Annotated in this window: 20 protein-coding genes and 1 pseudogene; 6 read left to right on the forward strand and 15 right to left on the reverse strand. The window is 70.7% G+C overall.

Features of this window, described 5'->3' with window-relative positions; genetic code table 11:
* Positions 1 to 52: 52 nt before the first annotated feature.
* The 5 genes from ACVW00_RS12315 to ACVW00_RS12335 form a co-directional block, all read right to left on the reverse strand.
* Positions 53 to 1,039, reverse strand: coding sequence for a type IV toxin-antitoxin system AbiEi family antitoxin domain-containing protein (locus ACVW00_RS12315; protein WP_457111188.1), 987 nt, complete (start codon positions 1,037 to 1,039; stop codon positions 53 to 55).
* Positions 1,040 to 1,184: 145 nt separating this feature from the next.
* Positions 1,185 to 1,964, reverse strand: a complete 780-nt coding sequence (locus ACVW00_RS12320; protein ID WP_457111189.1) for an isoprenyl transferase — start codon at positions 1,962 to 1,964, stop codon at positions 1,185 to 1,187.
* Positions 1,961 to 2,728 carry a DNA repair protein RecO gene (gene recO, locus ACVW00_RS12325; protein WP_457111190.1) on the reverse strand — a complete coding sequence of 256 codons (768 nt, stop codon included), beginning with the start codon at positions 2,726 to 2,728 and terminating at the stop codon, positions 1,961 to 1,963. Before recO ends, ACVW00_RS12320 begins: the two co-directional genes overlap by 4 nt.
* Positions 2,729 to 2,783: 55 nt before the next feature.
* Complete coding sequence (locus ACVW00_RS12330) at positions 2,784 to 4,442, reverse strand: ATP-binding protein (RefSeq protein WP_457111191.1); 1,659 nt, start codon at positions 4,440 to 4,442, stop codon at positions 2,784 to 2,786.
* Between the two features lie 96 nt (positions 4,443 to 4,538).
* On the reverse strand, positions 4,539 to 5,387 hold the full coding sequence (locus ACVW00_RS12335) for an alpha/beta fold hydrolase (protein ID WP_457111192.1): 849 nt from the start codon (positions 5,385 to 5,387) through the stop codon (positions 4,539 to 4,541).
* Positions 5,388 to 5,981: 594 nt separating this feature from the next.
* On the opposite strand from ACVW00_RS12335, the gene ACVW00_RS12340 reads away from it, so the two are divergent.
* Positions 5,982 to 7,925, forward strand: coding sequence for an ATP-binding protein (locus ACVW00_RS12340; RefSeq protein WP_457111193.1), 1,944 nt, complete (start codon positions 5,982 to 5,984; stop codon positions 7,923 to 7,925).
* Here ACVW00_RS12340 and leuA read toward each other — a convergent pair.
* A complete protein-coding gene (leuA, locus tag ACVW00_RS12345; protein ID WP_457111194.1) occupies positions 7,912 to 9,660 on the reverse strand; it encodes a 2-isopropylmalate synthase in 1,749 nt (582 codons plus the stop codon). The genes ACVW00_RS12340 and leuA overlap by 14 nt on opposite strands.
* 151 nt (positions 9,661 to 9,811) lie before the next feature.
* Between leuA and ACVW00_RS12350 the strand changes: the two genes are divergently transcribed.
* The 3 genes from ACVW00_RS12350 to ACVW00_RS12360 are packed head-to-tail and all read left to right on the forward strand — an operon-like array spanning position 9,812 to position 11,943.
* The gene (locus ACVW00_RS12350; RefSeq protein ID WP_457111195.1) at positions 9,812 to 10,318 is read left to right on the forward strand and encodes a flavodoxin family protein; all 507 of its coding nucleotides are present in this window, start codon (positions 9,812 to 9,814) and stop codon (positions 10,316 to 10,318) included.
* 24 nt (positions 10,319 to 10,342) lie between these two features.
* Positions 10,343 to 11,122, forward strand: a complete 780-nt coding sequence (locus ACVW00_RS12355; protein ID WP_457111196.1) for a septum formation family protein — start codon at positions 10,343 to 10,345, stop codon at positions 11,120 to 11,122.
* Entirely contained in the window at positions 11,119 to 11,943 is an 825-nt protein-coding gene (locus tag ACVW00_RS12360; RefSeq protein WP_457111197.1) for a septum formation family protein, read from the forward strand. Before ACVW00_RS12355 ends, ACVW00_RS12360 begins: the two co-directional genes overlap by 4 nt.
* A gap of 15 nt (positions 11,944 to 11,958) precedes the next feature.
* Here the strand turns inward: ACVW00_RS12360 and hisF are convergent, their stop codons facing one another.
* The 6 genes and pseudogenes from hisF to hisD form a co-directional block, all read right to left on the reverse strand.
* The gene (gene hisF / locus ACVW00_RS12365; protein ID WP_457111198.1) at positions 11,959 to 12,720 is read right to left on the reverse strand and encodes an imidazole glycerol phosphate synthase subunit HisF; all 762 of its coding nucleotides are present in this window, start codon (positions 12,718 to 12,720) and stop codon (positions 11,959 to 11,961) included.
* Positions 12,717 to 13,463, reverse strand: coding sequence for a bifunctional 1-(5-phosphoribosyl)-5-((5-phosphoribosylamino)methylideneamino)imidazole-4-carboxamide isomerase/phosphoribosylanthranilate isomerase PriA (gene priA, locus ACVW00_RS12370; RefSeq protein ID WP_457111199.1), 747 nt, complete (start codon positions 13,461 to 13,463; stop codon positions 12,717 to 12,719). The genes hisF and priA overlap by 4 nt, the downstream gene beginning before the upstream one ends.
* 49 nt (positions 13,464 to 13,512) lie before the next feature.
* A pseudogene (gene hisH / locus ACVW00_RS12375) lies at positions 13,513 to 14,146 on the reverse strand (imidazole glycerol phosphate synthase subunit HisH).
* A gap of 67 nt (positions 14,147 to 14,213) precedes the next feature.
* Positions 14,214 to 14,816, reverse strand: coding sequence for an imidazoleglycerol-phosphate dehydratase HisB (gene hisB, locus ACVW00_RS12380; RefSeq protein ID WP_457111200.1), 603 nt, complete (start codon positions 14,814 to 14,816; stop codon positions 14,214 to 14,216).
* The gene (locus ACVW00_RS12385) at positions 14,813 to 15,910 is read right to left on the reverse strand and encodes a histidinol-phosphate transaminase (RefSeq protein WP_457111201.1); all 1,098 of its coding nucleotides are present in this window, start codon (positions 15,908 to 15,910) and stop codon (positions 14,813 to 14,815) included. Before ACVW00_RS12385 ends, hisB begins: the two co-directional genes overlap by 4 nt.
* On the reverse strand, positions 15,910 to 17,214 hold the full coding sequence (gene hisD / locus ACVW00_RS12390; protein ID WP_457111202.1) for a histidinol dehydrogenase: 1,305 nt from the start codon (positions 17,212 to 17,214) through the stop codon (positions 15,910 to 15,912). The genes ACVW00_RS12385 and hisD overlap by 1 nt, the downstream gene beginning before the upstream one ends.
* An 81-nt stretch (positions 17,215 to 17,295) precedes the next feature.
* Here hisD and ACVW00_RS12395 point away from each other — a divergent pair, with 81 nt between their 5' ends.
* Positions 17,296 to 17,964, forward strand: coding sequence for an LON peptidase substrate-binding domain-containing protein (locus ACVW00_RS12395; RefSeq protein WP_457111203.1), 669 nt, complete (start codon positions 17,296 to 17,298; stop codon positions 17,962 to 17,964).
* Positions 17,965 to 17,975: 11 nt separating this feature from the next.
* Positions 17,976 to 18,473 (forward strand): Cys-tRNA(Pro) deacylase, encoded by a 498-nt coding sequence (gene ybaK, locus ACVW00_RS12400; RefSeq protein WP_457111204.1) that lies wholly within the window; start codon positions 17,976 to 17,978, stop codon positions 18,471 to 18,473.
* Between the two features lie 4 nt (positions 18,474 to 18,477).
* Here ybaK and ACVW00_RS12405 read toward each other — a convergent pair whose 3' ends face one another.
* From ACVW00_RS12405 to dnaE, 3 genes are all read right to left on the reverse strand, one after another.
* Positions 18,478 to 20,064: a DUF3352 domain-containing protein gene (locus ACVW00_RS12405; protein ID WP_457111205.1), complete on the reverse strand. Its 1,587-nt coding sequence runs from the start codon at positions 20,062 to 20,064 to the stop codon at positions 18,478 to 18,480.
* Between the two features lie 61 nt (positions 20,065 to 20,125).
* Positions 20,126 to 20,692: a hypothetical protein gene (locus ACVW00_RS12410; RefSeq protein WP_457111206.1), complete on the reverse strand. Its 567-nt coding sequence runs from the start codon at positions 20,690 to 20,692 to the stop codon at positions 20,126 to 20,128.
* The gene (gene dnaE, locus ACVW00_RS12415; RefSeq protein WP_457111207.1) at positions 20,680 to 24,246 is read right to left on the reverse strand and encodes a DNA polymerase III subunit alpha; all 3,567 of its coding nucleotides are present in this window, start codon (positions 24,244 to 24,246) and stop codon (positions 20,680 to 20,682) included. The genes ACVW00_RS12410 and dnaE overlap by 13 nt, the downstream gene beginning before the upstream one ends.
* Between the last annotated feature and the right edge of the window lie 114 nt (positions 24,247 to 24,360).

The following is a 24,360-nucleotide window of genomic DNA, read 5'->3' on the forward strand; positions in this document are numbered from 1 at the left end:
CCCGGAGTCGCCGAGGCGGCTCGGATGAATGCCCCGGAATCGCCGAGACGGCTCAGATGAAAGTACGCCGCTGCGCGATCGTCGCCCGGGCTTCGGCTAATCCCGCCCGCAGGATCTTCTCGAGGTCCTGGTTGCGCCCGTGCAAGTTCTCCTTGCGTACGACACGCAGGACCCACCCCTCCTGGTCGGTGATCCAGGACCGCCGCTCGGCGTCGTGCTGGGCCCGGTCGGGGCCATGGAACTCCTCCCCGTCGAACTCGACCGCGAACTTCAGGTCGTCGACGCCCAGGTCGACCCAGTACAGGCCCTCGGTCACCCAGCTCGGCGCCGCGACCGGTCGCTGCGGTTCGGGAGTAGGCAACCCGGGACAGTCGAGCCACCGCAACCTCAGGATGGACTCTTCGGGCGACTCCGCGCGCGCGTCCGCGAGAGGCGCCAACGCACGCAGCTGTCGAACCCAGCGATAGCCGCGGAAGCCTGAGGACGCCTCGAGAAGCTGCTCCTTGTCGAAGGATCCGAGACGCAGCATCGAGTCGAGCGCGGCCAGCGCTTGCTCGCGCCTGAGCAGCCGGCCGAGATCACAGGCGGTTCGCAGTGGCGTCGTGACCCGCACGCCGCCCACGACCATGACGTCCTCGTCCGGCATCATCCGCTGACCGCTCGCCAGCAGCTCGGTGCGCAGACGGCACCCACGGCCGCGGTGGAACACCGAGACCCTGGGCACCACCTGGTGGTCGCCGGGCGCCAGGATCCTCGGCGCGCCGTGCAGCCACCCCGCGGTTCGATCCGTCACGACCGCGCCGGGCGGCACGACGAGTCGCAGCGTCGCCACGCGCAGATCCAGGCTGTCGTCGACCTGCGAGGCGACGTACACGCCGGCGATCAGCCGGCGGAGGAGTCCGAGCTGGACCAGTCGCGCCAGCTCGGAGGAGTGGATGCCGCGCGCGCGAGCCATCGCGGAGGTGAACGGTGCGTCGAGTGGGAGCGGGAACCGATCGTCGAGCAGTGACAGGTCGCGGGTGAGGAAGGGCATCGCCATCGACTCAGGATCCGCGGCTTCACTCCTGCCGCGTCAGCTCCGTCCACAGGGCCCTTTCATCTGCGCCGCCTCGGCGATCCTGACGTTTTCATCTGCGCCGCCTCGGCGATCTCCGGGCTTTCACCTGCGCCGCCTCGGCGATCGGTCAGGCGGACCCGTAGCGACGGTCCCGTTTGGCGTACTCCTCGATGGCCCTCCAGAACGCCAGCCGGTCGACGTCGGGCCACAGCACGTTGCTGAACACCATCTCGGAGTACGCCGCCTGCCAGAGCATGAAGTTGCTCAGCCGCTCCTCCCCCGAGGTGCGCCAGACCATGTCGGCATCGGGGACCTCCGGGACGTACAGGTAGCGGGCGAACGTGCGCTCGTCGACGCGCGAAGGGTTGAGCCGACCGGCCGCGACGTCGTGCGCCAGAGCCCGCGCGGCGTCCGCGATCTCGGCACGGCCCCCGTAGTTGACGCACATCGTCAGGGTGAGCACGTCGTTGTCACGGGTCAGCTCCTCGGCGACCCGCAGCTCGTTGATCACCGACCGCCACAGCCGTCGCTCTCGGCCGGCCCACCGCACGCGGACTCCGAGCTCGTGCAGCTCCTCGCGGCGTCGCCGGACCACGTCGCGGTTGAAGCCCATGAGGAAGCGCACCTCGTCGGGCGAGCGGGACCAGTTCTCCGTCGAGAACGCGTACGCCGAGACAGCCTGGACGCCGATCTCGATGGCGCCCTTGACCACCTCGACCAGGGACTGCTCGCCGCGCTCGTGGCCGGCGGTCCGGGGCAGTCCGCGCTGGTTCGCCCAGCGCCCGTTGCCGTCCATGATCACCGCCACGTGCCGGGGCACGAGCTCGGCCGGCAGGTCCGGCGGTGTCGCACCGCTCGGATGCGGTTCAGGCGCGCGGAAGCGGCGGCTGCTGGGCTGCTTCCTCACGAGACGTCCTCGATCGGCGCCGGAGCCGCCATGAGCGAGTCGTTGGCGTAGGGCATCGAGCGCAGGCCGCGCTCCAGGTGCCACGAGAGGTACGCCGAGACGAGTCCGCGGGCCTCCCGGCGGTGCCGGTCCTGCGCCGCGTCGACCACCGGCCACTCGCCCGCGAGCAGTGCACCGAGCAGGCGCACGGTCTCGCTCGCCGGGTGCGCCGACCCCGGAGCGCGGCACGACGAGCAGAGGACCCCGCCCGATGCCGGGTGGAAGGCGCGGTGCGGGCCCTCCACGCCGCAGCGCACGCAGCCGTCGAACGACGGGGCGTAGCCGGCGACCGAGAGCGAGCGCAGCACGAAGGAGTCCATCACGTCGGCCGGGCGGTGCTCACCGGCTGCCATCGCGCGCAGGGCGCCGACGAGCAGCAGGTACTGCTGGACCGAGGGCTCGCGCTCCTCGGCGACGAGCCGTTCGGCGGTCTCGAGCATCACCGAGGCGGCGGTGTACCGGTCGTACTCCGCGCTGATCGCCTCACCGAAGGGCGACCGGGTCTCGGCCTGCGTGATCACGTCGAGGTTGCGACCCTCGGCGAGCTGGAGATCGACGTGGGTGAACGGCTCGAGCCGGGAGCCGAACCGCGACGTGGTCCGGCGTACGCCCTTGGCGACGGCGCGCACCACGCCGTGCTGACGGGTCAGCAGGGTGATGATCCTGTCGGCCTCAGCGAGCTTGCGCGTGCGCAGCACGATCGCTTCGTCGCTGTACAGGGGCATGCGCCCATTGTCGCGCGTCCCCGGTCACGGCGCGCCGCCGACTCGCTGCGCCTGGCTATCCAGCGGCTCGCTGTCCGGCCAGCGGAAGCCGGATCTCGAACGTGGTGCCGACGCCGACCGTGCTGGTGAGATCGATCGAACCGCCGTGCGCCTCGACGATCGCCTTCGAGATCGCCAGACCGATCCCAGTCCCGGGGATCGCGTCGATCTGCACCCCGGGTGAGCGGAAGAACTTCACGAACACGTCCTCGAGCTCCTCCTGCGGGATGCCACGACCCGTGTCCGCGATCTGGATGACTGCCTCGTGGCCGTCACGCCGGACCCGAGCGGACACGTGACCGCCTGTGGGGGTGAACTTGATGGCGTTGTTGAAGATGTTGTCGATCACCTGCGAGAGCCGCTCCGGGTCGCCCTCGACCTCCAGCGGCCCGATGCCCTCCAGCTCGAAGCTGAAGGTCAGTCCGTTGAGCGCCGCGGACCTCTCCGCCTCCGTCGCCGAGGTCCGCAGCACCTGGTCGACGGGGACCCGGCCCAGGCGCAGCTCGGCCTTGCCCAGCTTGAGCGCGTCGGAGAGCAGGTCGTCGACGAGCCGGTGCAACCGGCGCGCGTTGCGCTGGACGGTCTGCAGGAACGGTGTGGCCTCCGGGGGGATGTCCGGGACGTCCTCGAGGAGCACGTCGACGTACCCGACGATCGAGGTCAGCGGCGTGCGGAGCTCGTGGCTCACGGTGGCGACGAACTCGTCCTTGAGGCGTGCGGCCGTCATCAGCTCGGTGACGTCGTGGTAGGCGAGCACGGCGCCGTCGAAGGTCCCCTCAGTGGTGAAGAACGGCGAGACCGACACCGCGAAGGCGCGCCGCAGACCCGGGTCCTCCCCGACCCAGATGAGGTAGTCGCGCAGCGTCTCGCCGTGCATGGCCCGCCAGGTCGGCAGCTCGTTGCGGGCGAGCTCGGTGAACCCGTCCGCGGCGAAGGTGAAGCCCTTCTGGTCCGGTGAGCCGTCGTGGCCCTGCGGGTAGGCGAGCTCCATGAACCGCTGGTGCCGGGGGTTCATCGAGTGCACCCGTCCGTCGGCGTCGAGGGTGAGCAGCCCGACGTCGACGCTGTCGAGGATCGCCTCGTTGAACCGCCGCTGGTCGGCGCTGTCCGCAACTGCGCGCTCGAGCATCCGCTGCGCGTCGGCCGCCTCGTCCACCTTGCCGAGCCAGAGCTCCGCGGTCACGGCGACGACCAGTGAGCAGAGCACCGTGATCAGCAGGACCTCTCCCATCCCGGACACCTCGTTGCTCGACGGGTCCCGCTCGACGAAGATCGGCACGAAGGACACCAGCACGGTCATCGCGGTCAGCACGACGCCGCGCCGGCCGAACTGCAGCCCGAGCCAGATCGCGGGGAACACCAGGGCGATGCCCAGCGTGCTCTCCGGCATCACCCGCATCAGGCCGAGACCGAGCACGTCGGCGGCCGGCACGACGACCGACCACTGCTCGGAGAGCCGTCCGACGCCGACGAGGTGAGCGACGAAGGTCGCCAGCGCGACCACGACCAGACCGGTCAGGTACGACGGGCGCAGCTCTGCGTCCTGCAGGAGCGTCACCAGGCACACGTCGAGCAGCACCGGCACCAGGAAGAGGTACTGCGCGACCCGCGGGTCGGCGTGCTCGCGACCCAGCAGCTGCTGGATCCCGAGGATGAACGCCGATCTGGATCGCATTCGACTGCCGCCTCTCACGCGACCCGGGAATGCAGCCGAGCGTAGTGGCCGAACTGACGTGAAACCGGCATATCGCTCACATTCGCCGGAGGGCGATCAGCTGCCGAGCAGCCGGCTGCCGGCAGCGGACTCGAAGCACTCCGCGACGAAGCCGGCCGCCAGGTTGTCGAGGCGCTCGGGCGCGACCCGCCACTCCAGGATGCTCCGTGCCGCGACGAAGCGGGCCCCGACCAGCTCGTCGGCGAGCATCTCGGCATCGGCCGCAGGATGGATCGGGTCACGGGTGTGCCCGACGACGAGCGCGGGGGCGTCGATCGCCCGCCGCTGCCGCGAGAAGGGCGCCACCCTCCCGTAGAAGAGGCCGTGGACGGTGGCCGCCATCGCGGCGGGCCGCTGGTCGAGGGTGTCCAGGCCGATGCCGACCCAGAACGGCACGATCCCGCGCGGGACCGCACGGGACAGCTTGCGGACCCCGCTGACCGCGAACGGCAGGAACCTCGAGACGAACAGCAGCGGCGCGAACGCCAGGATCCCCGCCTCGACGGCGTTGTCGAGGACCGGCATCTCGATGAGCAGGCCCTGGATGCGCTCGGGAGCGAGCACCGCTGCCTCGAGGGAGACGTTCGCCCCGAGCGAGGTGCCGCCGAGGACCGCCCGCTCGGCGCCCAGGTGGTCCAGGAGCGCGATCACCTGCTCCCCGAACGCGGTCATCGAGTACAGCAGCGGGTCGGCGGGCCGGTCGGAGCGACCGTGCCCGAGGAGGTCGACGGTGACGACGTGGGCCCCCGTCGCGGCGAGCTTGCGGGCCAGCGGCTGGTGCATCCGCCGCGGCATCAGCTGGCCGTGGACCAGGACCACCCAGCGCTCCCCCGCGCCGTACTCGGTGTACTCGATGCGGTGACCGTCGTGGAAGAACTGGCCGATGCGTTCGGAGACCAGGGACATGACTCCGAGTTTCCCACGACGGCGCGCACGGCACGGCGACAATCACGGGGCGCGAGTCGTGCTGTTCACCCTCGGAACCACCCGATTTCGGGGAGAATCGCCCAGTGGCGACTCCCGGCGGACCGACCCCCGTCTGGCGACGAATCCTCGTCGCCGGGCTGGTCCTCGCCACCCTCGCAGCCGGCGAGATCGGGATCGAGCTGTCCAAGGCGACCGACACCACGGCCAGCTGGTGGCCGGCGGCCGGCGTCGGGGTGATCACCCTGTTCGTGGCACCGCGCTCCTGGTGGCCAGGGCTCGTCGGAGCGCTCTTCGTCGCGAACCTGCTCGCCAACCTCCTCGGCGGTCGCCCCTGGGACGCGTCGGCCTGCCTCGCCCTCGCCGACGTGGCCGAGACGGTCCTGGTCTGCTGGGGCACCCGGCGGCTCGTCGGGCGCCACCTCGACGAGCTGGCCGACCTGTTCTGGCTCCTCCTGGTGGCCCTGGGTGGTGCCGTGGTCGCCGGGTTGGGCGTCGCGCTGACGTCACAGAGCCTTCTCGGTGGTGACTTCGACGCCACGATCGTTTCGACCACCGGTTCGCACCTGGGCCTCGGTGATCGTGCTGGCGCCGCTCGCCATGCTGCCGCGCGGCACGGTACGCCGCCCGCGGACCGTCCCCGTCACGCTGCACGGCTTCCTGCTCGCCGTGGTCACGATCTTCTCCTTCGGCCCCGGCACCGAGCTGAGCCTCGCGTTCGCGCCACTGCCGTTCCTGATCTGGGCGGGGGTCGCGTTCGGGTCCCGGGTCGTGGTCATCGAGCAGGCACTGATGGCCGCGGCGATCACCTGGCTGACGGTCGGCGGGTTCGGCCCCTTCGCCACCGTCCACCACCCTGCCGGGAGCACGAGCAGCAACCTGATCACCCAGCTCTACCTGGTGTGCCTGGTCGTGACCGGTCTGCCCCTGGCCCTCGCGGTCCGCCAGCAGCTGCGGGCAAACCTGGCGGTGCGCAACGAGCAGCGACGCACAGAGGCGGTCATCGAGTCCTCGACGATGCCGATCATGGTCACCGACTCGAAGGGGATCATGCTCGCGCTGAACCCTGCGGTCACCCGGCTGACCGGCTTCACCGCGGACGACCTGGTCGGGCGGGCGTTCTGGGAACGGCTCCAGCGCCCGGACCAGTGGCAGCGGGTTCGCGACGCGTTCGCCGACCCCGAGCACATCCCGCTGCACGGCGAGACGGTGATCTGCACCTCGACCGGTGGTGAGCGGGTCGTCACGTACGCCAACGGCGTCTACCACAGCCCCGATGACGGGTCGCTCCAGTTCGTCCTCACGATGACCGACATCACCGACGAGCGCGCCACCCAGCACCTGCTGCAGCACCTGCTGCGCTCCGCGACGACCGTCGCGATCGTCGGCACCGACCAGACCGGCAGGATCACGATCGTCAACGCCGGCGCGGAGGCGCTGCTGCGCTTCGACGCCCGATCCGCGGCGTCCCGCTCGTTCCTGGACTTCCTCGACCACGACGAGATCGCGGCGCGGGGTGTGGCTGCCGGCGTACCCGCGGGCTTCGAGGCGCTCGTCGACGGAGTCACCGATGCAGGGGCGAGGACGCGTGACTGGACCTGGGTGCCGCCGGACGGCGTCCCGCTGGTCGTGTCGATGACGACGAGCATGATCGCCGACGGCTCGAACCAGCCGATCGGCTACCTGTTCGTGGCGCGCGACGTGACCGAGACCAGGCGGAACCAGGAGCTCCTGCGCGAAGCACTCGAGCGCGAGCAGCAGGCGGTCGACCACCTGCGTGCGCTGGACGACGCCAAGGACGAGTTCGTCAGCACGGTCAGCCACGAGCTGCGGACCCCGCTGACCAGCATCATCGGCAGCATCGAGCTGCTCGTCGACGGCATGGCCGGTGAGCTGGAGCCCGCCCAGAAGCAGATGGTCGACGTGGTCGAGCGCAATGCCGAGCGACTGCTGGCGATGGCGAACGACCTGCTCACCCTGGCCAGCTACGAGGGAGCCGCGATGCAGCCGCCGTCACGGCTCGAGGCGCTCGACCTCCGGACGGTGGTGGACGCGAGCCACGCATCCGTGACGGGCCTGCTCTCCAGTCGCCACCTCGAGCTGCACGAGGAGCTGCCCGACGAGCCGGTGGTCGTGCTCGGAGAGGCCACCTACCTCGAGAGAGCGGTGACGAACCTGCTGTCGAACGCGATCAAGTTCACCCGCGACGGCGGGCACATCACCACCCGGCTGACCGTGGAGGACGACCACACCTGCCGCCTGAGCGTGAGCGACACCGGCCTCGGCATCCCGCCCGACGAGGTCAAGGACGTCTTCCAGCGCTTCTTCCGCTCCAGCAACGTCCGCGCCGACGCCATCCAGGGCACCGGCCTGGGCCTGTCGATCGTGCGTTCCATCGTGGAGCGGCACCGGGGCCAGATCGACGTGCAGTCGCGCCAGGGAGAGGGCACGACCTTCACGATCGTGCTCCCCCTGGCGGCCCGCCTCAGCCCGATGGAGACGCGGGTCAGGACCGGTTGACCGCGGAGACCACCGCGCGCAACGACGCGGTGACGATGTTGGCATCCAGCCCGACTCCCCACAGGACCTCCCCGCGCACGACGCACTCCACGTAGGCGGCGGCGATCGCGTCGCCGCCGGAGGAGAGCGCGTGCTCGTGGTAGTCGAGCACCCGGACGTCCCAGTCCCACGCGGGATCCAGCTCGCGCAGGCCGTTGATCGCGTCGACGAACGCGGCGATCGGGCCGTTGCCGGTGCCGTGCAGCTCGTGCAGCCGGCCGTCGACGTACACGTTGACGGTGAGCTGGTCCTTCTCGCCCGCAGCGGACGACGTGTGCACCGAGTTGAGCCTGATCGGGGTGTCCCGCCCGAGGTACTCCCCCTCGAACGTCGCCCAGATGTCGTCGGCGGACATCTCCCGGCCGGTGTCGTCGGTCTGCTGCTGGACGACCCGGCTGAACTCGATCTGCAGCCGGCGCGGGAGGTCGAGGTTGTGCTCGGACTTCATGATGTAGGCCACGCCGCCCTTGCCGGACTGGCTGTTGACCCGGATGACCGCCTCGTAGCTGCGGCCCACGTCCTTCGGGTCGATCGGCAGGTACGGCGCCTCCCAGGCGATCTCGGAGACCGGCCTGCCCTGCTCGGCGGCCAGGCGATCCAGGTCCTCCAGCCCCTTCTTGATCGCGTCCTGGTGCGAGCCGGAGAACGCCGTGTAGACGAGGTCGCCCGCGTAGGGATGCCGTGGGTGCACCGGCAGCTGGGTGCAGTACTCGACGGTGCGGCGGATCTCGTCGATGTCGCTGAAGTCGATCTGCGGGTCGATGCCCTGGCTGAAGAGGTTCATCCCCAGGGTGACCAGGCAGACGTTGCCGGTGCGCTCGCCGTGGCCGAACAGGCAGCCCTCGACCCGGTCGGCGCCGGCCATCATCGCCAGCTCGGTCGCGGCCACGGCGGTGCCCCGGTCGTTGTGCGGGTGCAGGCTGATCGTGGTGGACTCGCGCCGCGTCAGCTGCCGGGAGAACCACTCGATCTGGTCGGCGTACACGTTCGGAGTGGCCATCTCGATGGTGGCCGGCAGGTTGAGGATGATCTCGCGGCCGTCCTCGGGCTGCCAGACGTCGGAGACGGCCTCGCACACCTCGACCGAGAAGGGCAGCTCGGTGCCGGTGAAGATCTCCGGGCTGTACTCGTAGCCGATGACGGTCTTGTCGAGGTGGTTCTCGGCGTGCTTCATCACCAGCTGGGTGCCGCGGACGGCGATGTCCTTGATCTCGTGCTTGTCGGCGTGGAACACCACCCGGCGGAACAGCGGTGCGAGCGCGTTGTAGAGATGGATGTTCGCCTTCGGTACGCCGACCAGCGACTGCACGGTGCGCTCGATGAGGTCCTCGCGGGCCTGGGTCAGCACCGAGATGGTGACGTCGTCGGGGACCTTGTCGCGCTCGATCAGCTGGCGCACGAACGCGAAGTCGGTCTCGCTCGCGCTCGGGAAGCCGACCTCGATCTCCTTGTAGCCCATCGACACGAGCAGGTCGAACATCCGGTGCTTGCGCTCCGGGCTCATCGGGTCGATCAGCGCCTGGTTGCCGTCGCGGAGGTCCGTGGACAGCCAGCGCGGCGCGTGGGTGATCTGGTTGCTCGGCCAGGTGCGGTCCGGCAGGTCCACCGGCGGGAACGCGCGGTAGCGGTGCACGGGCATGCCGCTGGTCTTCTGGGTGTTGGTGAACCGGTCCAGCCGGGAGTTCTCGAGGGTCATGTTCTCTTCGCTGTCGTCAGGAGTGGAGCCGGCGTACGCAAGCACTCCGCAGCGAGGGGGTCCGGCGTGCTCAGACCTCGCTGCGGCAGCGAAGGAGAAGCCGGCGCATCGACATGACCGGCTCAGCATAGCGGGTGCCTACGCTGGCCGCATGCCCCGGCTCCTGGTCATCCATCACTCGCCGACCCGCGCCCTGCAGGCCCTCACCGAGCGCGTCCTGGCCGGCACCAGGGACGAGTCGATCGAGGGGGTGGAGGTGGTCGAGCGGCGCGCACTCGACTTCGCCACCGGCGACGCGACCCATGAGGACCTCCTCGACGCCGACGGCTACGTCCTCGGGACGACGGCCAACTTCGGCTACATGAGCGGAGCGCTGAAGCACGTGTTCGACGCCACGTTCCTCCAGGTCGGCGGCGCCCTGGACGCCGGCGGCGGGGCCGGCGAGTCGCAGGGACGGACCGCGGGCCGGCCGTTCGGCCTCTACGTGCACGGCCGCTACGACACCACGGGCGCGGTCAGGTCGGTGCTGTCGATCACCGGCGCGCTCGGCTGGAAGCAGGGGTACGACGTGCTCGAGGCGATGGGCGACGTCGGCGACGCGGACCTCGAAGCCGCCTACGAGCTGGGCGGTACGATCGCCGCGTTGCTGATCGGCTGAGAGGGGCCGGCTGGAGGAGGGTCCGTGGTCCGACGCATCGTCGTCCTCCTCGCCCTGGGGCTGGTCGCGGCGGCGTGCGGCACACCGGCCCACCACGACACCGAGGCGGACCGGCTCGCTGCCCCGAAGGTCGGCACCTGTCGCAACCTGACATCCCGCGACCTCGACGAGCCGACGAACGCCAGTGCGCACGTGCCGTGCAGCAAGCCGCACACCGCAGAGACGTTCTCGGTGGGGGCGCTTCCCGACAGCACCGGCACGGCGTACGACGACAAGAGGCACGGCGCCTTCGTCTTCCACGCGTGCAGCGAGTCGTTCCGCGACTTCCTCGGCGCCGACGAGAGCCTCGCGCTCCGCGTCCAGCTCTCCTGGGCCTGGTTCCGGCCGTCGGAGCGCGGCTGGGCCCGCGGCGCCCGCTGGTACCGCTGCGACGTGGTCGGCGGTCCTGAGGGCACCAAGCGGCTGCGCCCGCTCCCTGCGGAGGCGAAGGGGCTGTTCGCGGCCGGTCAGCCCGACGCCTGGCTCAGCTGCGCCCACGGCGCCACGTTCGCCTCCTCGACCAAGGTGTCGTGCTCGCAGCCACATGACTGGCGGGCCATCTCGACCATCAAGGTCGGTCAGCCGAAGGATCCCTATCCGGGTGACCGGATCGTGCAGGTGCGCTCGCGCGACCTGTGCTCGGACTGGATCGCAGCGTGGTCGCACTACCCCAGCGACTACCAGTACGCCTACACCTGGTTCCACGAGGCCGAGTGGTCGGCCGGCAACCGCCGCTCGATCTGCTGGACGAGGACGGACAAGTGAGGCGGCGTACGACGGTTCTGGTCGCGAGCGCCGTGGCCGCCGCGGCCCTGCTGTCGGCGTGCAGCAGCGACGACCGCCCCACCGCCCAGGGCACCACCGCCTCCCCCACCGCCACGGTGGCGCCGCCCGCACCGCCACCGCAACACGCCTGCTACGAGCTCGACTACGCGGCGGCAGCGAAGCCGACGAGCACGGCCGGTCCGGTGCCGTGCAGGACCGCGCACACCACCGTGACGATCCGCGTCGGCACGATCGACCCCGTCGTGGACGGCCACCTCCTGGCGGTCGACTCGGACACCGTCCAGCAGCAGATCGCGACCCGTTGCCGCGCGCGGCTCGCCACCTACCTCGGGGGCGACGAGGAGACCCGCCGGCTGAGCCGCCTCGCCGTGGTGTGGTTCAGCCCCACGCTGGCCGAGAGCGACCGGGGCGCTCTCTGGTTCCGCTGCGACCTGGTCGCGCTCGCCGGCCACGACCAGCTCGCGCCGTTGCCCAGGAGGACCCGGGACCTGCTCGCCGCCGACGGCGCCCTCGACCAGTACGGCACCTGTGGCACGTCCTCGCCGGCCGCGTCGCGGTTCGAGAGGGTGATCTGCTCCGCGGCGCACTCGTGGCGGGCCCGTGCGACGATCGACCTCCCCCAGGGCAGCAAGTACCTCGGCAAGGCGGCGGGCGCTGCCGCCGACGCCAGCTGCCGCGACATCGAGTCGCGGGCTGCCAGCGACATCCTCAAGCTCAAGTGGAGCTTCGAGTGGCCCACCCAGTCGCAGTGGGCGGCGGGCCAGCGCTACGGCTACTGCTGGACCCCGGACCCTGGCTGAATGCCCGCCCCGAGGTCAGCGGACCGGGAGGCCGGCGTCCACGAGGGCAGCCTTCACGTCGCCGACGCGCAGTGTGCCGAAGTGGAAGACACTGGCGGCCAGCACGGCGTCGGCACCCGCCTCGACCGCAGGCGGGAAGTGCTCGGCCCGCCCGGCGCCGCCGCTGGCGATCACCGGGATGCCCACCGCCGCTCGGACCAGCCGCACGAGCTCGAGGTCGAACCCGTCGAGCGTGCCATCGGCGTCCATCGCGTTGAGCAGGATCTCCCCGGCGCCCAGCTCCGCAGCCTCGACTGCCCACGCAACGGCGTCCTTGCCGCCCGACTCGCGGCCGCCGTGGGTGGTCACCTCGAAGCCGGAGTCCGTGCCCGGCGCCCGGCGGGCGTCGACCGACAGCACCAGCACCTGGTTGCCGAACCGGTCGGCGATCTCGGCGACCAGCTCGGGCCGGCGGATCGCGGCGGTGTTGACCGCGACCTTGTCGGCGCCGGCCCGCAGCAGCCGGTCGACATCATCGACACTCCCGACGCCACCACCCACGGTCAGCGGGATGAAGACCTGCTCGGCCGTGCGGGACACGATCTCCATCGTCGTCGCCCGCCCTTCGTGCGAGGCCGAGATGTCGAGGAAGGTCAGCTCGTCTGCGCCCTCGGCGTCGTAGAGCCGGGCGAGCTCCACGGGGTCTCCCGCGTCGCGGAGATCGGCGAAGTTCACGCCCTTGACGACCCGTCCGCCGTCGACGTCGAGGCACGGGATGACGCGCACGGCCAGGCTCATGAGACGAACCGGTCGGGCCAGGTCAGTCGCAGCGCGTCCTCGAGCGTGAACCTTCCCTCGTAGAGCGCTGTGCCGATGATCGCGCCCTCGACGCCGACCGGGACCAGGCCCATCAGCGCCCCGAGGTCGGCGAGCTCGGTGATGCCCCCCGAGGCGACGACGGGGCGGTCGGTCACGGCACAGACGTCGGTCAGCAGCTGGAGGTTCGGCCCCTGGAGCATGCCGTCCTTGTTGACGTCGGTGACCACGTAGCGCGCACAGCCCTCCGAGTCGAGTCGGGCCAGGACGTCGTACAGGTCGCCGCCCTCGCGGGTCCAGCCGCGTGCGGCCAGCGTCGTGCCGCGCACGTCCAGCCCGATCGCCACGCGGTCGCCGTACGTCGCGATGGCGGCCGCGCACCAGTCGGGCCGCTCCAGCGCCGCGGTGCCGATGTTGACCCTGCGGCAGCCGGTCGCCATCGCCGCCTCGAGCGACTCGTCGTCGCGGATGCCGCCGCTCATCTCGACCCGGATGTCGAGCCGGCCGACGATCTCCGCCTGCAGCTCACGGTTGTTGCCCCGACCGAACGCCGCGTCCAGGTCGACCAGGTGCAGCCACTCGGCACCCGCGTGCTGCCAGCGCAACGCGGCCTCGACGGGGTCGCCGAAGCGCTTCTCCGAGCCGGCGACGCCCTGCACCAGCTGGACGGCCTGGCCGTCGGCGATGTCGACGGCGGGCAGCAGCTCGAGGTGGGGATCGGTCACGAAGGGCTCCTCGGGTCACGGGTCGTCGGGATGGGCCGGCTGGGTGGGGTCACAGCGAGCCGACCCAGTTGGCCAGCAGCCGGGCTCCGGCGTCACCGGACTTCTCGGGGTGGAACTGGGTCGCGCACAGCGGTCCGTTCTCGACGGCGGCGACGAACCGGTCGCCGCCGTGCTCGGTCCAGGTGACTCCCGGCTCGCGCGTGCGGCCGTTGGTCACCAGGGTCCAGTCGCGCACTCCGTAGGAGTGCACGAAGTAGAAGCGCTCCTGCTCCACCCCCGCGAAGAGGGCACTGCCCTCGGGCACGGACACGGTGTTCCACCCCATGTGCGGGACCACCGGTGCCTGGATCCGTTCCACCGTGCCCGGCCACTCTCCGCAGCCCTCGGTGGTGACACCGTGCTCCACCCCGGTCTCGAACAGCACCTGCATGCCGACGCAGATGCCGAGCACCGGTCGACCCCCCGCGAGCCGGCGGCCGATGATCTCCGGGCCGCGGACGCGCCGCAGGCCCGGCCATGCACGCGGCGAACGCGCCCACGCCGGGGACGACCAGGCCGTCCGCGTCGAGCGCCGCTCCGCGATCGCCGGTCAGCGTGACCTCGGCACCCGCACGCTCGAGGGCGCGCACGGCCGACCGGAGGTTGCCCGAGCCGTAGTCCAGGACGGTGACTCGGGGGCTCATGCGGGGTCCCTGCAGCATTGTTCGGCGGAGGAGCGGAGCGGGGGAGGCGAAGAACGTCGGGGGGTGCTCAGAGTGTGCCCTTCGTCGACGGCACGCCGGTCTCGCGCGGGTCGAGCGCGATCGCGTCGCGCAGTGCGCGCGCGACCGCCTTGAACTGCGCCTCGACGATGTGGTGGGGTTCGCGGCCGGACAGCACCCGGACGTGCAGCGCGATCTGGGCGTGCTGGGCGAGGGTCTCGAAGACGTGCCGGGTCAGCGACCCGAGGTACCCGTCGCGGCCGATGGCGACGTACTGCTGCCCCTCGGGCTCGCCGACGTGGACGCAGTAGGGCCGGCCGGAGACGTCGACGACCGCCTGGACGAGCGTCTCGTCGAGGGGCACGGTGGCGTCGCCGAACCGGCGGATGCCGGCCTTGTCGCCGAGCGCCTCGAGCAGGGCGTCGCCGAGCACGATCGCGGTGTCCTCGACGGTGTGGTGGGCGTCGATGTGGGTGTCGCCGTCGGTCTGGACGGTGAGGTCGACCAGGGAGTGCCGGGCGAGCGAGGACAGCATGTGGTCGTAGAACCCGACTCCGGTGGTGACGTCGGCGCGGCCGGTGCCGTCGAGATCGAGCTCGACGAGGACCTTGGACTCCTTGGTCTCGCGCTCGATCCGTGCAGTGCGACTCATCCCAGTACCTCCAGCAAGGCGGCGCGGAACGCCGCCATCTCCTCCGCGGTGCCGATCGACACGCGGAGCCAACCGTCGGGCCCAGTCTCCCGGATCAGGACTCCCCTATCCAGCAGACCCTGCCAGACCGCGTGGCGGTCCTCGAAGCGGCCGAACAGGCAGAAGTTCGCGTCCGAGTCGGCGACCTCGAGCTCCTGGTCGCGCAGCCACGCCACCGTGCGGTCGCGCTCCTCGCGCAGCGCGGCGACACTCGCGAGCAGCTCGTCGGCGTGGCGGAGCGCCGCAACGGCGGTCGCCTGGGTCACCGCCGAGAGGTGGTAGGGCAGCCGGACGACGCGTAGGGAGTCGCAGATCTCGGGCGCAGCCGCGAGGTAGCCGACCCGGGCTCCGGCGAGCGCGAAAGCCTTGCTCATCGTGCGGGTGACGACCAGGTTGCGGTGCGTGTCGAGCAGCTCGAGCGCGGAGGGAGTGCCTTCCCTGCGGAACTCGGCGTACGCCTCGTCGATCACGACGACGCCGTCGTGCCGGGCCGTCAGCTCGCACAGCGTGCCGATCACGTGGTGCGGGAGCGCCGTGCCGGTGGGGTTGTTCGGCGAGGGCAGCAGCACCACGCTCGGCCGGTGCTCGTCGACGAGCGCCTGCGCGTGGTCGAGGTCGAAGGAGAAGTCCTCGTGCCGCCGGCCCGCGACCCAGGCAGTCATCGCGTCGCGTGCGTACTCGGGGTACATCGAGTACGTCGGGGCGAACGACACCGCCGTGCGGCCGGGACCTCCGAAGGCCTGCAGCAGCTGCAGCATGACCTCGTTCGAGCCGTTCGCCGCCCAGACCTGGTCGGGTCCGATGCCGTGGCCACCCGACATGTTGAGGTACTCGGCGAGGCCCTTGCGCAGCTCGGTGAACTCGCGATCGGGATAGCGGTTCAGGGTCGTCGCGACCTCGGCGACCGCGACCGCGATGTCCGCTACCACGCGTGCCGACGGTGCGTAGGGGTTCTCGTTGACGTTGAGGGCCACCGGCACGTCGAGCTGCGGCGCGCCGTACGGCTCGATCCCGACCAGCTCCTCTCGCAGCGGCGGGAACCTGCGGTCGGCCATCACGGCTCCCGGGTGCGCAGCCGCACGGCAGCGGCGTGCCCGGGGAGGTCCTCTGCCTCGGCCAGGTTGACGACGTGGGCGGCGACGTCGTCGAGGCCCTCGCGGGAGTACTCCACGACGTGCACCGCCTTGCGGAACGCGCGCACGGAGAGCCCCGAGCTGTGGCAGGCGCAGCCGGCTGTGGGAAGCACGTGGTTGGAACCTGCGCAGTAGTCCCCGAGCGACACCGGGGAGAAGGACCCGACGAAGACCGCGCCGGCGTTGCGCACCCTGGCGGCCACGGCGGCGGCGTCGCGGGTGTGGATCTCGAGGTGCTCGGCGGCGTAGGCGTTCACGACATCCAGCCCCTGGTCGAGGTCGTCGACGAGCACGGCGCCCGACTGCCGCCCGGTGAGCGACGTGCGGATCCGCTCGCTGTGCTTCGCGGCGGGCACCTGGCGCTCGAGCTCGGCCGCCACCGACGCGATCAGCTGGTCGGAGTCGGTCACCAGCACCGACGCCGCGAGCGGGTCGTGCTCGGCCTGGCTGATCAGGTCGGCCGCGACGTACGCCGGGTCGGCAGTGTCGTCCGCGAGGATGGCGATCTCGGTGGGACCAGCCTCGGAGTCGATGCCGACGACGCCCTTGAGCAGCCGTTTCGCCGAGACGACGTAGATGTTGCCGGGGCCGGTCACCAGGTCGACGCGGCGGCACGGGCCCGCGCCGTACGCGAACATCGCGATCGCCTGGGCCCCTCCCACGGCGTACACCTCGTCGATGCCGAGGAGAGCGCAGGCCGCGAGGATGGTCGGGTGGGGCAGTCCGCTGTGGTCACGCTGCGGCGAGCTGGTGAGCGCGATCGAGCCCACGCCGGCGACCTGGGCCGGCACCACGTTCATCACCACGCTCGAGACCAGGGGGGCCAGCCCGCCGGGCACGTACAGGCCGACCCGGTCGACGGGAACCATCCGCTGGGTCACGCGCGCACCCGGGCCGAGATCGGTGACGACGTCGGCCTCCAGCTCGGCCTCGCAGGTCGTGCGCAGCCGCCGGATCGACTCCTCGAGCCCGGCTCGCACGTCGGGGTCGAGCGCGTCGAGAGCGCGGTGGAGGGCCTCGACCGGCACCGCGATGTCGGTCTGGTCGACACCGTCGAACTGCGCGGAGAACTCCAGGATGGCCGGTACGCCGCGCTCGCGGACCTCGTCGCAGATCGGCCGGACGACATCCACGGCGGCGTCCACGTCGAACTCGGCGCGCGGCACCAGGGTGCGGTAGTCCGGGGACGCTGCAGCCGTGCCCCTGAGGTCGACACGGCGGATCATGGCACCAGTCTAGGGAAACCGACCGCCGCGCCTGCGCCGGATTTCAGTGCGCGGGCACCCGGGGCGGCTAGCGTGAGCGTCGTGACGAAGGTTCCGGTGTTCCCGCTCAACGCGGTGCTGTTCCCGGGGGTCGTCACGCCGCTGCACATCTTCGAGGACCGCTACCGCGCCCTGATGCGCGACCTGCTCGCCATGCCGGATCCCGCGGATCGCATCTTCGCCGTGGTCGCCATCCGCGAGGGCTACGAGGTCGGTGACCGCGGCATGCAGTCGCTCCACCGCGTCGGGACGCTGGTGCAGCTCACCGAGGTCGAGCGCTACGACGACGGACGCTTCGACATCGAGGTCACCGGCCGGCAGCGGATCGTGCTCGACGAGGTGGACCCGGCAGGCGAGTACCTCACCGCCCGTGGCGAGCTGGTCGCCGAGGAGGCCGACACCACCGAGGCCACCGACGAGGCGGCATTGTCCCTCGCCGCGTTCGAGGAGTATCGCGACGCCCTCTCGTCGATGCGCGGCGGGCCCGTGCTCGCCGGACCGATGCCCCGCGACCCGGCGTACCTGTCCTACTCGCTGGCCGCGACCTGCCTGCTGAGCCAGCGGGAGCGCCAGGACCTCCTCGAGGCACCCGACGTGCTCACCCGGCTGCGGATGCTGCGCCGGTCGCTGCGCGAGGAGATGCGCGCCATGCGCGCGCTGCCGAGCCTGCCGGCGACGGAGGTCGCCCGGACCCGCTGGTCCCCCAACTAGCCTGAGCCGTCATGGCGAGGAAGAACACCGCACCCGGTACGCCGGCGACCGTGGCCCTGACCCGCGCCACGATCCCGTTCACGACGCACGCCTACGAGCACGACCCGGCAGCCGCCTCGTACGGCCTCGAGGCCGCGCACGCACTCGGCCTCGACCCGGCCACGGTGCTCAAGACGCTCCTGGCCGACGTGGACGGCAGCCTCGTCGTCGGGATCGTCCCGGTCACCGGCCAGCTCGACCTGAAGGCGCTCGCGACAGCCGTCCAGGGCAAGAAGGCGACGATGGCCGACCCGGTCGTGGCCGAGCGGGTGACCGGCTACGTCGTGGGCGGCATCTCGCCGATCGGCCAGAAGCGCTCACTGCCGACCGTGCTCGACGAGTCCGCGGGCCGGCACCCGGTGGTCTACGTGAGCGGTGGTCGCCGCGGGCTCGACCTCGGCCTGGATCCGGACGACCTCGCCCGGGTCACCGGCGCGACCATCGCGCCTATCGCGCGGCCGGCCGGCTGAGCCCTCAGTCCGTGGTGAGCTTCACGAGCGCGTGGGTGACGTCGTGGTCGATCCACGAGCTGATCCCGAGCGCGCGCAGCGGCGCCGTGTTCGAGTCCAGCTCCTCACCGGAGCCGGGGCCCTCCTCCCGGGTCACCGCGTCGACGATCAGGTCGCGCCACTTCGAGTCGAAGTCGACGTAGAGGATCGCCGCCGCCTTGTCGGCGTCGGGGACGACGTCGCGGAACCTGTCCTGGTTGCCCAGGTGGCCGTCCTTGAGCAGCTCGTCGGCGGCGTAGTCGCCCGGACCGATGGCGACCTTGCCGCCGGCGTCGTCGATGTTGAGCGGGATGTCGGACAGGGCCGTGCCGGTGTGCTCCTCGATCTTCGAGATGACCGCGCGGATCCTGTCGGCGTCGCCGTGGACGACCAGCCCGATCGGCACGTCCTCCGGCCCCTGGATCGCGTCGAGCGAGTCGGGGGCGTCACCGCCCAGTGAGAGCGTGACGGCGCTGCCGAGGAGCGTCTGCAGGTCCTCGGGAAGGTCCAGGCCGGCAGCCGACTCCGCCTGTGACGTCAGGTCGTCCGCGCCGTCGCCCAGCTGGTCGAGCAGCCTCTTCGCGTAGTCCTTGCTCACGCCCAGGCCCAGCGCGACCGAGGTGTCGCCGGGGAGGTCGCCGACCTCGGCACCGACCCTCGACACGCTCGAGAGCGGGCGCAGACCGCCGCCGGCGATCGAGAGCTCCATCCCTCCGTCCGCGAACCGGACGGTGCCGCCGAGGCCCTGGAACCCCTTCAGCGCTTCCTCGGTCGCCGGGGCACCCGGCGATCCGGTCCCGAACCCCAGGAGGTGCCCCCCGGTCTCGTCGAGCAGCCGCGACAGGTACTTCGTGGACGTGTTCCCGACGTAGAAGCTCAGGACTCCTGCATCACCGGCCTCGCCGGTCCACTTGCGGTACGCCGCGTCGTCGGCCAGAGGCTTGGCCTTCCCGTCGTCGAGGACCCGCCGCGCGTGCTCGACGCTGTCGCTCGCGATCAGGTAGTCGTCGCCCACGACGTAGCCGAGGACCTCGGGGTGGGTGCACTTGACGATGGCGGCGAACCCCGCCTCGGCCTTCGCGCGATCACTGATCTGCAGGGCGATGACCGGAGACGGGCTCGCTCCGCCCAGGTCGACGCCCGCGAACGCGGCCCGCTTGCCCAGCCACGGCTTGACGTCGCGGTCGAAGTCGAGCTTGCAGCCACTCGACCCGGTGGCCTTGTCGAAGACGAACTCCCGCAGGTCGTCGTCGGCATGCAGGCCGAGGCTCTCCTTGAGAGCCGGGAAACGCCGGATCGACTTGATCGCCGCGATCTTCTGTCCGGCCGAGGGGTCCAGGTCGACGCTGACCAGGGCGATGGTGCTCGCCGGCAGCACGTCGGCCGGCTGCGGGCCGCCGCCGTCGAGGTAGGAGTACGCCGCGTAGGCGCCGCCTCCGAGCACCGCGGCCACCGCCACCGCCACCGCTGCGACGACCGGGAGACGCCGCGAGCGCCTGGCGGCGCCCTGCGGTCCGACGGTCTCGACCTGCGCCGAGGTCTCGAGAGGAGCGGTCGGCTGGTCGTCGGACATCGGAGCTCCGGTTTCGGGTGAAGAGGTCTGGCGGCGGAACCCTACTCGCGTTCGGGGCCGCTCACCCCTCGTTTGCCCCAGGCGCGGGCTCCTCATGACCGCGACGGTCATCGGAGCTCCACAGGACACCGACCGCGCCCAGCAACGCACCCAGCGGCCAGGCGAAGTCCACCCCGGCGGTGTGGGTCTTGAGCTGCAGCGGCACCTTGTGGCCCACGGCCACGTCGGACAGGACGTCCTTCGGGTTGGCCGGGCCCAGCCACACCCCGAGGCGGAGCATCAGCCAGGACGCCAGCAGGCCCCCGAGCGCCACCAGCACCACGGTCGCGACCGGGTCTCGGCGACGCAGCGTCAGCAGGGCGATCCCGCTCACCAGTCCGCCGAGGGCGCCGATGACGAAGAACCAGCCGTCGGCCGAGACCTGGCGGCCGAGCTGCTCCTCGTCCATCTGCGCGTTCGTCGCCGTGCGGGTGAACTCGGCCAGCGGCGTGACCTGCCACCACACCAGTGCCCCGATGGCAGCAGCCACCGCGAACCAGGCGACGACCACGACGGCGTCCCGCACCAGCGGGTGGCCGAGGAGGGCAGGGCGCGTGGGCTGCGCCTCGGTCTGGGTCAGCCCACGCATCCGGGGCCCAACAGCTGCTTGAGGTCGGCGAAGAGCGCCGGGCTCGGCGTCACGCGGAGGCCGTCGTCGAGGCGCATGACCTTGGTGGACTCCCGCGCCATCAGCTTGAGCCGGACCTCGGACATCCCGGGATGGGTGCCGAGGACCTCCTTGAGCTGCTCGACGACCGGTGCGGTGCAGCGGGTCAGTGGCATCGAGATCACGACCGGTCCTCGGGCGACGTCGTTGAGGTCGGGCAGCGTGACCTCCTGGCCGTGCAGCTCGGGCTGGTCCTTCTGCCGCGACAGCCGGCCCTTGACCGTGACGATCGCGTCCTCGGTCAGCACGTTGGCGGCCAGCTGGTACGCACTCGGGAACAGCAGCACGTCGATGACACCGTCGAGGTCCTCGAGGGTGACCATCGCCCAGGTGTCGCCCCGCTTGGTGATCTTGCGCTGCACGGAGGTGATCAGTCCCGAGACGACGACCGTCGAGTTGTCGGCCCTCTCCTCGTCGAGCATCAGCTGGCCGATGGTGCAGTCACGGGCCGCAGAGAGGACGTGCTCCATGCCCAGCAGCGGGTGGTCGGAGACGTAGAGGCCGAGCATCTCCCGCTCGTGCCCGAGCAGCGTCATCTTGTCCCAGTCGTCGATGTCGGGGACCGCGACCGAGATGCCGAACCCGCCCGCGTCACCTCCGCCGAGGTCGTCGAGACCCGCGAACAGGGAGTCCTGCCCGATGGCCTCGTTCTTCTTGATGTCGACGTACTGGTCGACCGCGACCTCGTGGATCGCCACCAGCGCGCGACGTTTGTGCTTCATGTCGTCGAAGGCACCGGCCTTGATCAGCGACTCGATGACCCGCTTGTTGCACACGACCGCGGGCACCTTGTCCATGAAGTCGTTGAAGTCGGTGTAGCGGCCCTTGTCGCGGCGCGCCCCGACGATCCCGTCGACGACGTTGTGGCCCACGTTGCGCACGGCGCCGAGGCCGAACCGGATGTCGGTGCCGACGGGCGTGAAGTTGGCGTCGGACTCGTTGACGTCGGGCGGCAGCACCTGGATCTTCATCCGGCGACACTCGTTGAGGTAGATCGCCATCTTGTCCTTGTCGTCCTTCACCGACGTCAGCAGCGCGGCCATGTACTCGGCCGGGTAGTTCGCCTTGAGGTACGCGGTGTAGTAGGACACCACGCCGTACGCGGCGGAGTGAGCCTTGTTGAAGGCGTAGTCGGAGAAGGGCAGCAGGATGTCCCACAGCGTCTTGATCGCGTGCATCGAGTAGCCGCGCTCGGTCATGCCGGCCGAGAAGGTCTCGAGCTGCTTGTCCAGCTCGGACTTCTTCTTCTTGCCCATCGCGCGGCGCAGCAGGTCGGCCTGTCCGAGCGAGTAGCCGGCGAGCTTCTGCGCGATCGCCATCACCTGCTCCTGGTAGACGATCAGCCCGTAGGTCTCGCCCAGGACGTCCTCGAGGGCCTCGGCCAGCTCGGGGTGGATCGGCTCCACCGGCTCACGCCCGGTCTTGCGGCGGGCGTACTTGTTGTGGGAGTCCGCACCCATCGGGCCCGGGCGGTAGAGCGCACCGACGGCGGAGATGTCCTCGAAGGTGTCCGGGCGCATCGAGCGCAGCAGCGCCCGCATCGGCCCGCCGTCGAGCTGGAACACCCCGAGCGTGTCACCGCGCTGGAGCAGGTCGTAGGTCTTCGGGTCGTCCAGCGTGAGCTTCTCGAGCTCGACGTCCTCACCGCGGTTGGCCTTGATGTTCTTCACCGCGTCGTCGAGCACCGTGAGGTTGCGCAGCCCGAGGAAGTCCATCTTGATGAGGCCGAGCGCCTCGCAGGTGGGGTAGTCGAACTGCGTGATCATCGCGCCGTCCGCCGGCCGCCGGAGCAGCGGGATCACGTCGACCAGCGGCTCGCTGGACATGATCACCCCGGCTGCGTGCACGCCCCACTGGCGCTTGAGGCCCTCGATGCCGATCGCGGTGTCGACGACCTGCTTGACGTCCTGGTCGCCGTCGTACAGGGCCCGGAACTCGCCGCCCTCGCCGAAGCGCTTGTGGGCGGGGTCGAAGATCTCCTGGAGCGGGACGTCCTTGCCCATCACCGATGCCGGCATCGCCTTGGTGATCCGGTCGCCCATCGCGAAGGGGTAGCCGAGGATCCGTGAGGAGTCCTTGACGGCCTGCTTGGCCTTGATCGTCCCGTAGGTGACGATCATCGAGACCCGGTCCTCGCCGTACTTCTCGCTGACGTAGCGGATCACCTCACCGCGCCGGCGCTCGTCGAAGTCGATGTCGAAGTCCGGCATCGAGATCCGGTCGGGGTTGAGGAACCGCTCGAAGATCAGGCCGTGCTGCAGGGGATCGAGATCGGTGATCCGCATCGCGTAGGCGACCATCGACCCCGCGCCCGAACCGCGACCGGGGCCGACCCGGATGCCGTTGTCCTTTGCCCAGTTGATGAAGTCGGCGACCACGAGGAAGTAGCCCGCGAAGCCCATCTGGGTGATCACGCCGACCTCGAAGTCGGCCTGCTTGCGGACCTCGGCGGGGACGGCGTCGGGGTAGCGGTGCTGCAGCCCCTTCTCCACCTCCTTGACCAGCCACGAGACCTCGTCCTCACCCGGCGGGCAGGGGAACCGCGGCATGTAGGTGCCGTTGCCCTCGGTGAACTCGACATTGCAGCGCTCGGCGACCAGCAGCGTGTTGTCGCAGGCCTCGCGCAGCTGGTAGCGGTCGACCCACAGCGCCCGCATCTCGGCCGGGGACTTGATGTAGTAGCCGTCGCCGCTGAACGCGAACCGCTGGCCCGGTCCGTCGCCGGCGGGGATCGTCATGGTGCTGCCGGAATTGATGCACAGGAGGTGCTCCTGCGACTTCGCGTCGGCCTGGTTGACGTAGTGGGAGTCGTTGGTGGCCAGCAGCGGGATCTGCAGGTCCTTCGACAGCGCGAGGAGGCCGTCGCGGACCCGCCGCTCGATGTCGAGGTCGTGGTCCATCAGCTCGAGGAAGTAGTTGTCCCGGCCGAGGATGTCCTGGAACTCACCGGCGACCTTGCGGGCCTCGGCGTAGTTGCCGTAGCGCAGGTGCACCTGCACCTCGCCGGACGGGCACCCGGTCGTGCCGATGAGACCTCTGGCGTGCTGTGCGAGGAGCTCGCGGTCCATCCGCGGCTGCTTGAAGAACCCGTCGCGCCACGAGCCGGTCGAGAGCCGGAACAGGTTGTGCATGCCCTCGGTGGTCTCCGAGAGCAGCGTCATGTGGGTGTACGCGCCGCGCGCCGAGACGTCGTCGGGGCCGCCGTCGTAGAAGTTGACGCCCTTGCGCTCGAACCGGGAGATGTTCGGCGTGAAGTACGCCTCGATCCCGATGATCGGCTTGATGCCCGCGGCCCGCGCCTCCTTGTAGAACTCGTAGGCGCCGAAGACGTTGCCGTGGTCGGTCATCGCAATGGCCGGCATGCCGAGCTCGGCGGTGCGCTGCGCCATGTCCTTGAGCCGGGCGGCACCGTCGAGCATGGAGTACTCCGTGTGCACGTGCAGGTGCACGAAGGAGTCGTCGGAGCCGGTCGCCATGGAGCGGGTTCTCACCTTCCCGGAGGGTCGCTGGACGGCACGCGCGGAGGCGTCTGAGGGGAAGATCGCCAGCGTACGACGACAGTGTGCCAGCCACCGCTGACAACACGCGTG

It is taken from the genome of Marmoricola sp. URHA0025 HA25, from assembly GCF_054059435.1.